At 55.5% G+C, this 13,420-nt stretch carries 8 protein-coding genes; all 8 read right to left on the bottom strand.

Annotated elements, in window-relative coordinates:
- Window positions 1-28: 28 nt before the first annotated feature.
- The 8 genes from WCT94_RS17505 to tssA all read right to left on the bottom strand — a co-directional run bounded on the left by WCT94_RS17505 (window position 29) and on the right by tssA (window position 13,409).
- On the bottom strand, window positions 29-727 hold the full coding sequence (locus tag WCT94_RS17505) for an ankyrin repeat domain-containing protein (RefSeq protein WP_336870753.1): 699 nt from the start codon (window positions 725-727) through the stop codon (window positions 29-31).
- Window positions 728-807: 80 nt separating this feature from the next.
- On the bottom strand, window positions 808-2,178 hold the full coding sequence (locus WCT94_RS17500; RefSeq protein ID WP_336870684.1) for a PAAR domain-containing protein: 1,371 nt from the start codon (window positions 2,176-2,178) through the stop codon (window positions 808-810).
- Window positions 2,179-2,187: 9 nt separating this feature from the next.
- Window positions 2,188-4,224: a type VI secretion system Vgr family protein gene (locus WCT94_RS17495; protein WP_336870682.1), complete on the bottom strand. Its 2,037-nt coding sequence runs from the start codon at window positions 4,222-4,224 to the stop codon at window positions 2,188-2,190.
- A 244-nt stretch (window positions 4,225-4,468) separates the two neighbouring features.
- Entirely contained in the window at window positions 4,469-4,987 is a 519-nt protein-coding gene (locus WCT94_RS17490; protein ID WP_194430799.1) for an Hcp family type VI secretion system effector, read from the bottom strand.
- A gap of 606 nt (window positions 4,988-5,593) precedes the next feature.
- Window positions 5,594-6,949, bottom strand: a complete 1,356-nt coding sequence (locus tag WCT94_RS17485) for a tetratricopeptide repeat protein (protein ID WP_336870681.1) — start codon at window positions 6,947-6,949, stop codon at window positions 5,594-5,596.
- A gap of 28 nt (window positions 6,950-6,977) precedes the next feature.
- Window positions 6,978-8,414, bottom strand: a complete 1,437-nt coding sequence (locus tag WCT94_RS17480) for a VasL domain-containing protein (RefSeq protein ID WP_336870678.1) — start codon at window positions 8,412-8,414, stop codon at window positions 6,978-6,980.
- 48 nt (window positions 8,415-8,462) lie between these two features.
- Complete coding sequence (gene tssM / locus WCT94_RS17475; protein ID WP_336870674.1) at window positions 8,463-11,960, bottom strand: type VI secretion system membrane subunit TssM; 3,498 nt, start codon at window positions 11,958-11,960, stop codon at window positions 8,463-8,465.
- A 24-nt stretch (window positions 11,961-11,984) separates the two neighbouring features.
- Window positions 11,985-13,409 carry a type VI secretion system protein TssA gene (gene tssA, locus WCT94_RS17470; RefSeq protein ID WP_336870673.1) on the bottom strand — a complete coding sequence of 475 codons (1,425 nt, stop codon included), beginning with the start codon at window positions 13,407-13,409 and terminating at the stop codon, window positions 11,985-11,987.
- Window positions 13,410-13,420: the final 11 nt, after the last annotated feature.

Genomic DNA, 13,420 nt, shown 5'->3' with positions numbered 1-13,420 from the left:
AAAATACGTAATAAAAAACGAATAGAAATTATAACGGCAGCCCTTTTTCCCAACGCTCCCGAACTTCAGCAGGTGGAAGCGGTGGGAATTTAACACCCCGCTCCAGTAACAACTGTTTTACCTTCAGCGCCCAAGGATAGTGGGGAGATTTAGGGGACATAATGGATAAGCTGTCATCCACGGTAAAAGCGAGATTACTGCCTGTATCATCATAAATATTACTATCTGCACCTTGTTCTATCAGCCAATATGCGACTTCATATTTATTCAGATAAGCAGCATAGTGGGCGCTGTTTACTTTGGAACCATCAACGAGGTTCAAATCAGCGCCCCGCTCTACGAGTAATTTGATATCGGCCCAGCGCTCCTCACCAATAGCACTAAATATTGCAGGTTGGCCACGACGCCCAATGGCATTCGGATCGCCCCCCGCATCCAGAATAATACGCAGCCAGTCTGGATCTTTGGCTCCCGCCACGGAATTTACGGCGCTGTCGCCAAACCCATCCTTATAATTCGGGTCGACACCCAGTTTAAGCGCCAGCGTGACGGCCTTTTTATCCTTCGTTTCATAAATCAGCCACAGCAGCGGCGTGATGCCTTCTTTCCCCTGAATATTCAGGTTAACGCCCTGCGACAGCTGATAACGAGCGGCTGATTCGTCACCTTTTTGAATACTTTCCAGTACCGCCACCACAGGGGGCTCAAAAAGTTCACTCGCCCGCATACTGTGTCCTCCCGCCTGACAAGCGGTTAATAATCCCAGAATAACGACACCTACCCATTTTATACGTGCCAACCATTGCATTATATTCCCCTGAATGTATTGGTTATCTTCCCGATATCTTCCTTTTTCTGGCTTTCAATACCCGCAATCACCTGATCCATACCGTGGCGAGCAATCGGCGAGCCCCCTACTGCGGGAAGCGCCATCATATCACCGCTGGCTTTCGGCAGGCCCCCTTCCAACAGTTTTGCTACACCAATGACTCCCCCAAGCGCCGCACCGGCGACTCCGCCAATCAATGCGCCCGCACCGGATAGCAAACCAGGAATCAACGCTTTGCCATAGGTTTGTGCCATCGTTAGTACCTCACCATCCACCGCCTGCGTTGTTATCAGCGAAGCTGTTTTCGCCAGATCCGCTCCACCAGCACGTGAAACAGTATTGGTATGCAAGCCCGCAGCATTAAAGGTATAGCCAGGTAACCCCGTTACACCAACGCCAGCCGATGCCAAACCACCGCCTAATGAATGCCCCACGATGACAGGTGGAGGAGAAAGAACGTTTTTTACCCGCTTTGCCAAATACATGGCCTGATTGTATTGATCCGTCTCCAATCCCATACCTTGTCCAGCGTTAGTCAGCCAGTCTTTAACGCCCGTCACCGCGTTATTCGTGCCCCGGTAGGTCAACATGGTTTCGCCATTAATCGCTGATTTAAACAGTGCAGAACCAAACCCTGTTTTCTTATCCATGAAGTCATTGTCCGTCAAACCCGGAAGTTTTTGGACATCCAATAGTTCCAGCCCGACCGGTGCTTTCGGCAGTTTATCCAGCACGCCTCGCCGGAATTCATCGACCGAATACACATACTGGGCCGCTTCGGCGCGTAAGATGCTGTCGTTGTTAAACGCCAGCCGCTTTGCCGCATCGGCTAATCCCGGCAGCGTTGCCGCCTCGGTCGCCAATTTGGCGCGCGCCAGATAGCGATCTTTACGCTGGGCGACGGAGAGCAGGTCATCAAGAATAGGCAGCTCGGCGACCGACGCCCACTCCATTAACGTCGGCAACAGCATTGGCGTCAATGCCAGCAGAGGGGCGCGGCTTTTTGCCGATTGCTCAGCGCACGGCTTCACCGGGGACTGATAAGGTGAGTCGCCGATGATCACATTCCCGCTGCCAGCAGCAACCGAGCCGCCGCAGCCGATCGCATCACCAATACGCGCCGCCAGTTTTCCATTGATGATAACCGTACCGGAGCCCGCAGATATCGCACGATTGTGCACGCCGTGGGGCACATTCGGGCAGGGGCAAGCGTGGAGTAAAACCGCATCGCTTTTACGGGCGGCCGGTTTGCCATTGATAATGACATCACCGCTGCCTTCAATAATCGGGGTAGCAGGGAAACAGCCGTGACCCGCGCAGCTGTCCCCTAAACGTGCAGCACCTGGCATAGTTCCTCCTTAACGTCTGTCTGGCGCATCCGGCAGCGTGGGCTTCGTCGGGTCTTCTGGCGTAATCGACACTGGCGCAGTCCCTACGCCGGCTGCACCGCCGTCGTTAATTTTCACTATCGTCCCGGAAATCGTGACGCCCGCGCTATCAATCTTGATAAAACCGCCCGGCGCTTTGATGGTCAGGGCCTGCCCCGCTTCCAGCACGATATCCGCGGCTTTCAGGTAGCTGTCCGTATTCACCAGAACGCGCTGGTGCGCGCCGATCAGCGTCTCTTCAGAGCCGGACATCGTCGTCTGACGACTTCCTTCGATACGGGTAATCTCACCTCCACCGATAAAGCGCTTAAACGAAGAACCTATTTTCTGAATAAAGCTTCGGCCAATTTCCTGATGATGGTCCTGACCGATGTTTTCAAAATCGTCCTTGCCTATCGTTCGGTGACGGTGACGAGTGACCCGTTGGAACTGATCCTGATCCACGCTGAGGTGCTGATCGCGCCCTACGCTCTGTCGATGGATGTTGTTGATGACACCATCCATATCTTTCTGCGCGTGATAGTAAATTTGTTCACGCGTTGCCTCATCCTCAAAACGCAGCTCGTTGAAACCACTGCCTTTATGGGTATCGGTGCGAAGCGTGGTGCGTGTTTTATGTGCCGGTAAAACATACGGCGTCGGATTGGTGGCGTGGAAAGTACGTCCGGTGATAATCGGCTGATCCGGATCGCCTTCGAGGAAGCTGACGATCACTTCATGGCCGATACGTGGGATGGCGATCATACCGTACTGACCGCCCGCCCAGCCCTGACTGACCCGCACCCAGCAGGAGCTCTGGTCATTGCTCGCACCGTAGCGATCCCACGGAAATTGCAGTTTTACCCGGCCGTACTGGTCGCAGTAGATTTCTTCCCCCACCGGGCCGACGACGGTGGCGATTTGCGGGCCGTCCACCATCGGTTTGTATGGCATGGCGGCGCGCCACGTCGTCGTGCCTTTCACCACCGCAAAGCTGTTGCTCATGGTGGTCGGTTCGCCGCCGCTTTCTTCTTCCAGCGCCTGCGGCTGCTGCCCGACGTGCGTCACGCTCACCGTCTGCCATACCGCATTCAGCGTCGCATTCGGGTGCTCCGTCAGCGTGAAGGTGTTGCCCGGCATCAGCCCCGCGCAGTTGGATTCCCCTTCGCTCGTCACCGCCCCTGACCGCAGCGCATCCAGCCGATAGCCGCTGAACGCCTTGCCGCTCGGGTCTTGCTTATAGCGCCCCGGATAGTCGTAATGCTGATAGCTTTCTCGCTGGTGCGCCAGCTCGCCGCTCATTTTCTTGTGCGACAGCCCGTAAGCCGGTGTCTTGAAGCTGTAGTCTTTCAGCTCGACTTCGGCCGTGCTCACCCGCTCCGCGTAGTGGAAGCGCCGGACATATTCACCCTCGCTCAGCCCCTGCGTCGCCAGATTGAAGAACAGCTCAGGGCCTTTGGTCAGTGCGCCCGCATCGTCGGCAAACACCACCCGGTGTTTACCCTCTTCGTATTCGTGGAAGAAATACATGCCCTCCTCGGCGGCCAGACGGGTGACAAACGCCAAATCGCTTTCCCGGTACTGTACACAGTATTCCCGCACCGCATGCTCGTTACGCAGCGCAAAGGCGTAGTCGGTGATGCCAGCCTCTTCCAGCAGCATGCTGATAATGGCTTCCGGTTTCTGCGCCTGAAAAATACGGGCGTTGGTGCGTAACCCCAGTCGCCACAGCGCCGGACGGACTTCTATCTGATAGCGCGTGCGCCGGAATCCGGTATCGCCCTGCGTGAAGCCACTGACAATCCCGCTGACCCGGCGCTTCAACTCGCCTTCATACCAAATCATCAGCTCGCACGGCTGGTCCAGCACCGCGCCGAAATCCACATCCGGCAGCGCGCTCGCCAGACTCAGCGACAGGCTAAAAGGCCGGTTCAGCCCTTCATCCAGCCTGAAATCCACCACCGCAAAAGTGCCTGCTGCCAGGGCACCGACCTTTACGGTGAACTGTAATCCTGTACTGTTTGCCACCTGCTTTCTCCTTCTTCGCCGTTGCCATGGCTACCGCACGCCTCGGGTTACCCCAGAGCGGCATGTCGCTATCCTGATGAAAATGAAAACCTGAGTTGTGGTCTGAGTCTGCTCACACCACAACTCATGCTGATAAAAACATCATGTTGATAAAACATGACGTTGATGAAACGCCACGCGGGTAAAAAACACCGCCCCAAAGAGAAACGCAGAAAACCCGGGACAAGCCCGGGTTCGGTAGGAATTACGCTTCGACCGGCGCACGCCAGTCATCGGAACCAGAAGTACCGGCAACCGTGTGCTCCCAGTCAATTTTGCGGTAGGCCAGTGACACTTCGATCAGTTGGGTGTAGTCCAGTTTTGATGGATCTTGGCAGTGTGGCATTTTGCAGTCGATGTCAACGATGGTGGCATCGGTCAGCACGGTAGAGAAGAAGTGCTCTTGCTTACCTTCAACCGACGTGCGGTACCACTTCAGGGTCACAGCTGGCAGCATTTCACCAGACGCCAGGGCGTTGTACATCAGCGGAACCGCTTTGTTCAGCGCGACGGTAAATTTGAACGGTTTGTGTACGCGCTGACCGGATGGCTGACCAGACTGCGGGTCGGTTGGTACGGTGACGATGTGTTTGAATTCCTGTACCAGCATTTCGTCTTCGTGGCCTTCCACATAGATGTTGCCGACAGAATCAGAAGTGAAAGCACCCGCGGTGATGTTGCCCTGCGTTTTACCTTCGATGCTGATATAGCATGGAGTTGGCATAGTCTTGCTCCTTGTTGTTGAATAGATTTAGCTGTTTAACAGAATGAGTAACTTCATCGTCTGTATAGCAAGACACATGCCAAAATTTATCTTTATGTTTTATAAAGGAATTTACCTAACAAAAATTTCACCTAAGTAAAATTTGAGCAAGAAGTTGCGCAGACTTCGCAAATCGTTTGCAGACATTGCGCAAAAAGTGATTTACACCAGAAAGTGAGCAAAAAGTTGCGCAGAATGCGCAGTTATTCTGAAAATTTGAGTTAGTGATGAATTAACGAAATGAATGACCGATAGAAATAGTGCTTATTAATAGCAAAAAACTATATTTGACGATAAATTGTTCATTTTCATAACAATAAGAGTAAGCAGTCACTTACATTTTTTGTGGAAAACAGGCATAGCAAAATCAGGACATCCTGTAATAAGAAGAGTAATAAAAGAGCAATAAAAACAAAAAAACGGGTGTTGCTATCACGCAACACCCGCCTGTTTATTGCCACTATTTATGATCCGGCCAGACCGCAATGATCTGCTGGCTCCGCTTTAACGATTTACTAGCAGCGGTTGCCTATCAGCGAGTGAGCACCGACAAACAACCAACACAGATTACTCTGTTTTCCCCGATGACCAGTGCATTGCCAGCCGCTGTCCGGCCTTGATTTCATCCGGCTGCATCGCCGCTTCCAGATCGTTACGCGCATGAATAGCTTCGCTCATCCCCTCCGTCGCCGCCATGGCATACCAGGCGTAGGCATGAATACGATTGCGGGATGCCCCCAGCCCATCCTGACGCATCATCCCCATACGATACTGCGCCATACGGTTACCGTCATTTGCCGCCAGACGGTACTGTTTCATCGCCTCAACATAATCCTCTTTGCCGCCTTGCCCCAGCCGCAGCATTTCACCGTAAGCCAGTCGAGATTCGGTGTCTCCTGCTGATGCCGCTTTGGCATATTCTTCACGCGCACGCGCCAGTTCGTTCGCTTTAAATAACCGTTCACCCAGCTCGCGCTGCGCCCGGATATAGCCCGCGGAGGAGGCCTGAACCAGATACTGTTCACGTTTTTCATGGGTTGTCTGGCTCTGGCTAAGCAAATAATCTGCCTCGCCCGATCCGCCAGATGCGGCACGCTCCAGCCAATAACGCGCCTTTTGCTCATCCCAATGTAAGCGCTTACCTTCGCGGTATGCCTTGCCCAGCCAAAGCTGTGCTTCAGCGTCGCCTGATGACGCGGCTTTTTGATACCAGTTCAACGCATTTTCGCCGTCTTCATGCCGCGCCATCCACAGCTGCGCCTGTGCCTGCCCCAGCGTCGCCGCGCGGAAATACCAGCGTTCAGCCAGATCGCGACGGATAACCACGCCATTGCCCTGTTCATAGCGCTGTGCCAGTTGGTACTGCGCATCCCGATTGCCGAGCTCAGCGGCTTTCAGCAGCCATGACACAGCCTCTTTTTCGCCGCCCGCATGCGTCGCGTGCCATTGGGCAACAATCAGCTGCGCAGGGGGATAGCCGTTCGCCGCTGAGGATTCAAACGCACTCAGGCAGGCCGCGACCAGTTTCCCCTGATGCTGAACCTGACAGTCCATTCCAAGCCGATGTCCCGCTTCGCCATTTCCCAGACGCGAGGACGTTGTCCACCACTGGCGGGCTGACGGGCTATTCTTTGGCGCCCCCAGTCCGGCCTGATACCAGTCGCCAACCTGAAGTGCGGCGGCAGCGCGCATTTCCTGACTGCCCGGCAGTTCAGATAGGCCAGATGCCTTCTGCATCCACTGCATCGCCTCGGTGTACTGCGAGCGCGCGGCTAGCGTTTTTGCCAACTGATATTGCGCCTCACCGTTTCCGCGGTTCGCTGACGCCGCCAATTCCGCTTCAGGCAGCGACGTAACCGGCGCCTGACATGACGCCAGCCAGCAGGCCGAGAGGACTATCAATAATTTTTTGTATTTCATCATGTGCTCAGCATTTTTCCCTTCACGATAATCAGCTGGCAGAGCTACCCTGCTGCAAACGGTATAAGCGAATATTGAAGGCGCGCAGTTCGTCTTCCATCGCACGCAGCTCCGATGGCGTCAGCGGCTGGCTCTTGATTTTACGCGCCTCAAGCTCCCGCAACCGTATTCCGAAGGGAACATCCGACATCAGGTCTTTTTGCATGTCGTAGAGCTTTGATTTCAGGTAGGAGATCGTCACGGTTCGGCGCTGGCGTTCCAGTTCCAGCAGTTGCTGCAAGGTATCGTTGACTCTGGCGCGCGCCTGTTCGTAACCCTGCGTTTTCGGTTCATCACCCTGTTGGCGTTCAAGCGCGATCTGCCATTGGCGTTCCATCTCCTTCACCGCCAGCGAATCGGGGTAGAGTTGCTGCATCACGTTTTTCAAGCCGTTGCCATATTGGTACAGGTAGAACGGCGACGCGTTTTTCACCTGTTCCAGCTGTGCCTGATAGCGGTTGATCAGCTCACCTTCCATGCCCTGCAGTTTCTGTTCACCCAGAACAATACGCACCCGGCGAATATCATTATGATCGGGGGCGGCGGGCAACGCGTACGCAGGTTGCTGCAGCAGCGCCAGCGCATCCGCTTTCTGATCCTGCCAATACTGCCAACCCGTCATCGCCGCCACAGGCAACGCACAGGTCAGCAGTCCAGAGACAAACCAGAACCACGCGGGTTTCTGCTTTTTATGCGCCTCAATTTTTAATACCGTCGGCTTCATTTGCCCTTTCTCCCGTCCGATGAGAATGCTACCTGCGGGCAATGGAGCCTGGCCCGAGCCTGATGAACCACCGCTTTGCACCGTCGCGCCGGGCTCCATGTCCGAATGAAAGAACACCATGGGCGGAATCTGCATATCCTGCTTTTTCAACTCCTGATCGTCCGACACAATGACAATCTCGGTTTCATCGAACAAATGGGTATAGCCTTCGACGAAGTGCAGCAGATTCTCGACGCGGGGGATGCGGCTCAAGCCCGAGTTGTGCAGCTTTTCACTCATCAATTGCAGCGCGCGTTCGCAACGATAAACCAGCCGCTTGTGTTCATGGCTGATGGCGTACTGCCGCACCACCTCGCTGATGCGGGCAATAAACCAGTCCAGCATCTCGATACGCGCCCGTTCCTGATGCACCGGCGGCCAGAAGTTATCCCACTGCGTCACGATCAGGTTCGCCAGAAACTCACAGCTTTCCGTGAATCCCGTCAATCCCGCCAGCCGCGAACGCGCCAGCGTAAAGTAGATCGCGGTCTGGAGATCCACGCCCTGCTTTTCAAAGATGGTGGTGGCCATATCGTGTACCAGCATCCAGTCCACATCAGGGCGAGACGCGTGACTCAACTTGTTAATTTCCGCCCGAAGTGCGTCAAACTCCGGCAGCATCCGTGGATCGCGGCCGACTTTCAGGGCCTGTTGTGCATCTTGCATATCACATCATCCAGCAATAGGGAGCCTGAACGGGCTCCCGAGAGTTAATTAATAAAGCGAGTCAGGCAGTGTGAACTGGCTGAACAAACCACCGGCAAACGGATTGTGGCTGGCATCGGTATACACGCGATACGTCATCGCACCGTTCTCCAGCGAGAAACGCACATCAAAGGTGTTCTCATTCACCTGAGTCAGCTGATCGCTATTGATTAACCGGAACATCGCCCACGGCCCGTTAAAGCTCAGGCTGCGCGGTGAACGCTCACGATCGTCCGGCACCAGCGTCAGCTTACTTTCGGCCCCGTCGCGCATACTGTTTGGCCACACCAGCGGCGTTTTCTGGCGACGACCGTGGCTGTATTCCAGCAGTTGTCCATCCAGATTGAGCACGCTACGGCGCTTGTTCGCTGTCAGTTCCAGCGGTTCCAACACGAAATGCACTTCCAGACTGCCCTGCGCATTAAACAGGGTCTGGCGGATGCGAGTGGCGCGTTCAAGCTGTTTCACCAGTTCAGCCTGCAACGGCGACGCCATGCCTTCTTCCAGCATGCCGCTTTCCATCATCGCCTTGAGGTTGGTTTGGTAGAAGCTGTCCAGCGTCCCGCCAGCCATGAAGAACATTTCCATTTCCGACAGCGGCACATCCTTGTTCGATGACGGGTCGAAGGGGTAACGATCCGCCAGCTTCTCATTGAATGGCTTCACGACTTTATCCAGCCATTCCTGATTCAGTGACGACATCGCCAGCCCGGTCACCAAACTCGCGCTCTCTCCGGCTAATTGTCCGACCCAGCGATCCAGCGGTGCGGGAAGACTGCGGGCGTATTGCTGCAAGGCGAATACCGGATCGGCAAATTTATTTCCCTGCCGCGCCTGCACCGCTTTCAACGCCGCCTGCCCCGGATCGGTCGCGTTAACGATCTGATCGAGATAGTGATAGAGATCGGTCAGCTTCTGATTGACCTCTTGCACCAGCGGCCCCTGCTCGCCGCGTCCGCTCAGCGCTGCATTGATGGTCATAAATGGACGACCGGTACGCGTGTTGATGTTTTGCGCGGTGTCGTTATCGTCATCGGACAGCTTACGAATGCGGGTGTTATCACTGACCGTCGTCAGCACGCGCTGGAAAGGCTGATCGTTGCCGGTAATATCCGTGAGAATGTCGAGTGCCTGCTCAGGCGTATCAAGCGTCTGCACATCAATGTTCGCCAGCACTTTCTGCCATTGGTTGATGTAATCCGTAATGTAGCGATCGTTCACCTGACGCAGAATTTCCCGCCTGTCGGCCTCGCTGAACTGCGCACGCTCACGCTGCCCCAGCACCCAGGCATCCAGCGCCGTCAGTTCTAACAGCGCTTTGTCCTGCTTGAGGTAATAATCACTAAAGCCGGGGTACGTCAGCAGCCGCGGCACGCTTCCCGCTTTGTCATTACGCAGGGAAAACACTGGATCAAAGGTCGGCCCGACTTCATCACGGATGGCTAAATCCGGTGGTAGCACCTGGGTCGCCTTCATGACCAGACTCTGATAAACGCGCTGATACATTGGCAGCTTGCTCAGTTCCTGCTGAGCCAGCGTGATCGGCTGATTAAAGGGTGCAAAGGTGCTGATCGCTACCGCATCTTTCTGCTCACGCGCCTTGTGCCAATCCGTGTGCTCAAGGGCATAATCCAGATGCTGCATCAGCTGTTCCTGCACATTGCCCTGACCGGGAAATGCCTTCTGCCAACGCTGCGCCATAAACTGTTCGACCAGCGTTTTATTGCGTCCTGACGCATCATCCAGCATCCGCATCACGCGCAGAATCGTCAGCTTTTGTTCGCTATTGGCAGGTGCCTGATTCAAATCTTCCAGCAGCCCTTGCATCACCGCCGGTAAAAAGCGCTGGTTCAGCATTTGCAGATAGGTGCCTTCAACATAAGGCCCAATCTTGCCGCCCTGATACAGGCCAAGGTCGGCCAATAGCGGCGTACGTTCGTGGTAATTACCAAAGGATAAGGTCGCATCGCGAATCAAATTCAGACGCGGCAGTTGCTGATAGCCGTAGCCCGGCTGCCCTTCCAGTTCATTGGTACCGATAAACGCCTGCGCTTTCGTCAATACGTTACGCCCAGCCTCTTCATTGATCCGATAGAAATGGTGCCAGCCACCAATCAGCGCCAGACTGGCGAGCAGCATGCAGCCCACGCCGATACTCAGTCGACGTCGGCGATAGAGGCTATGCAGCCGGTTTTCCCCCGCCAGACTGGCCTCAGGAAAAATGACATCAGGGAAAAGACGCTGCACAAAGAACGTATTGGATTCACCGCGCAGCGCAGGATTAATCGGCTCAGGCAGTTGATAGCGTCGGGAAGCCGACTGCGCAAAGGCATCGAACGGCACGCCTTGCTGATAGACAGAACTGACGTAAACGCCGCGGATCAGGAACGCGCGATCCTCGCCCGTCGCTAACGTTTCCGTCAGCACTTCCACCACGTAGTCTTTCACGCCAGCCAGTTGGCGAACAAACGAGAACAGCGAGTTGCGCACGCTTCTGTCGGACTGCGTCAGCAACATGTCTGGCAGGTTATCATTCAGGTGTGTGACCCACTCATCCCAGAAACGTTCCAGCTCTTCTAACCAGTCTTTGCTGTTGCTCGCCTGCGGGGTAAAGGTCACCCCTAATACCGCCTGCCGCGCCTCGCGGTTCAACTGGCGATAGACCTTATCGAACCCGCTCAACATATCCAGCCGGGTCAGCGCGATATACACCGGTAAACGCGTGTTAATGTTGACGGAAATTTCCTGCAAACGGGCGCGCATGACCTGCGCGTAGGCTTTGCGATCCGCGACGCCAGCCTGTGCCAGCCAGGAAATATCCAGCGTGAGCACCAGACCGTTGAGCGGCTGACGGCGGCGGTTTTCGCTAAGCCACTGTAGCAGGTGCTGCCACAGTCGGGCATGGCGCTGTCCGAGCGAATCGCCCTCCAGCTCTGGCTGTGCGAGTAGCTGTCCGCTGGGGTCCCAAATCACCGCGGATTCGCCAACCCAACTGCTTACCTGCTGGCCTGCCGCTACGTCTCGCAGCTCCGCATCCAGTTTCGGGTTCATTTTGTTTGCCGGATTGGCACGATGGATCAGGCTACTTTTCCCGCTCCCCGCCAAGCCAATCGTCAGATACCAGGGCATCGCATACAGCGCTCTTTTCCCCAGTTGGGTCTGAAAGGCTTCCAGCCAGCGATCGAGAAACGTTTGCTGGCTGTCGACATACACCTGCAAGGGATCCTGCTCAATCACCTGCTGTTCATGACGCTCTGCACGCATCTGCTGCACGCGACGCCAGACCATCCAGGCACTATAGGAGAACGCCAGCCACAGCCAGACCAGCGTAAACACCACGCGGCCCCAGATTCCCTGTAATGGACGTGATTCGCCCACCACCAAACGCGGCCCCAGCCACCAGGCCAGAACCAGCACGACGATCCACAGTAGCACGCCCAACAGCAGCCAGGAGGGTTTCAGTTTAGGCAACTGCTTGCGTAGAAAGGTTATGATTGTTTTAAACATAAGTGACCATTCACTCCGAATGTCTTATTTTTTGCGGGATGCCGCCAACCGCTCTACGCGACTGACCATTCCCGGTTCCCATTGCATCAGGCCCAATTGTTGGCTTTCCTGCCACATGTGCTGATAGTGCTGTGCTGCCAGTGACTTCATCCCTTCTTCGGCGAGTAAATCCGCCAGTACCAACTCGGCATAAAAGCGGTCACGCGGTTCTTTCAGGCGGCGCATGCGTTCATCTAATAACTGCATCGCCGCCCCAATCCCTTTCTCATCCCGACAGGCCGCCGCCTCCGTCGCCAGATCGTCCTGCCGCGCGCCGCCTGCGCCGCGAACAGGCTGGCTGGACTGCAACCACTGGCTACACTTTCCGGTCAAAAAGGGCGCGCCATCGCTGAACGCCAGTTCACGTAGCTCAGGCAAACGCTGAATAAACGCCGAAAGCTCTTCGGCAATCGCCGTCGCGACAGAGGTATGTCCCAATCGCGAGGCCACTGAAGCGGACAACATATGGCCATCAAACCAGTAAGGGGCTAGCACCAGGCTTTGTTCTATCCGTTCCCACAGCGCCAAATCAGCCTGTGCCAGCGCACTTTGGTATTCATCCACGCGATCCGCCGAGACGGGCGCCAGTTGGGTTTTATTCCCCTTGGATGACATCGGCGGTGTGGCAATACCAGACCAAATAGCGTGGCGGCGCAGACGATAGCCAATCGGTGAATCGGGATGACGCTCAACCAGCAGCGCGGCGACGTTCAACTGGGTTTGCCGCCAGCCACGCTCGTCGGATGAATTAATTTCTACCGAACTGACTGGCGTCGAGGCCACGCTAGCGCTGGTTTCACTGCCGCCAGTTGCTCCAGCGCCGCTGGCAGTCGGCGTCGCTTTCGCCGTCTGATTCGCCTGTTCCTGCGCCTGCTGCCGCTGTCTGGCACGCTTAATGCCCTGCACCAGTTCATCCATCAGCGCGGCTTTGTCGCTGACCAGCTCGCGCCAGCGGGTAGCCACCTGCTCCGTTAACTGCTGCAATTGCTCCAGCTCTGCGCTGGATCCGCTTTCTGCAATACGCGGAAGCACGCTCTCAAAACGCCGAATAATCTGGATCATCAGCTTCTGCTTCTGAACCGGACTGGCAGGCCAGGCGATCGCCCAATAACTCTCCAGCCAGCTGTCCAGCAGCATCAGCGCAGTAGAAAATGGGGTTGCTTTGGCCGGGTGCTGTAAGCAACGCAGTAGCTGCACCAGTACCCGCATGTCTTTGGTTTTGCTTTCCAGCAAGGTCAGGCAATAACCCGCGACTACGTTAAGGTCGACCTGGTTGTGCGCCAGCGATCCCAGCTTGACCAGTTCCGTCTCGACCTTTTCCCAGAGCGGATCGTCAGGCAATACCGCCGCGCTCAACCTCTCATCCGGTAACGAGGTTTGCAGGCGTTTACACCAGGGATGTGCATGCATGAACGCCTCCT

Source organism: Pectobacterium sp. 1950-15, from assembly GCF_037136835.1.
GTDB lineage: Bacteria > Pseudomonadota > Gammaproteobacteria > Enterobacterales > Enterobacteriaceae > Pectobacterium.
The sequence above is the reverse complement of the archived record's forward strand: the minus strand, read 5'-3'. Positions and strand labels throughout refer to the sequence as shown.

Excerpts from the sequence above, each read along its gene's own strand:
- WCT94_RS17490 (WP_194430799.1), bottom strand. The coding sequence starts at position 4,987 with ATGCCAACTCCATGCTATATCAGCATCGAAGGTAAAACGCAGGGCAAC.
- WCT94_RS17505 (WP_336870753.1), bottom strand. The coding sequence starts at position 727 with ATGCGGGCGAGTGAACTTTTTGAGCCCCCTGTGGTGGCGGTACTGGAA.
- WCT94_RS17485 (WP_336870681.1), bottom strand. The coding sequence starts at position 6,949 with ATGATGAAATACAAAAAATTATTGATAGTCCTCTCGGCCTGCTGGCTG.
- tssM (WP_336870674.1), bottom strand. The coding sequence starts at position 11,960 with ATGTTTAAAACAATCATAACCTTTCTACGCAAGCAGTTGCCTAAACTG.
- WCT94_RS17480 (WP_336870678.1), bottom strand. The coding sequence starts at position 8,414 with ATGCAAGATGCACAACAGGCCCTGAAAGTCGGCCGCGATCCACGGATG.
- WCT94_RS17500 (WP_336870684.1), bottom strand. The coding sequence starts at position 2,178 with ATGCCAGGTGCTGCACGTTTAGGGGACAGCTGCGCGGGTCACGGCTGT.
- tssA (WP_336870673.1), bottom strand. The coding sequence starts at position 13,409 with ATGCATGCACATCCCTGGTGTAAACGCCTGCAAACCTCGTTACCGGAT.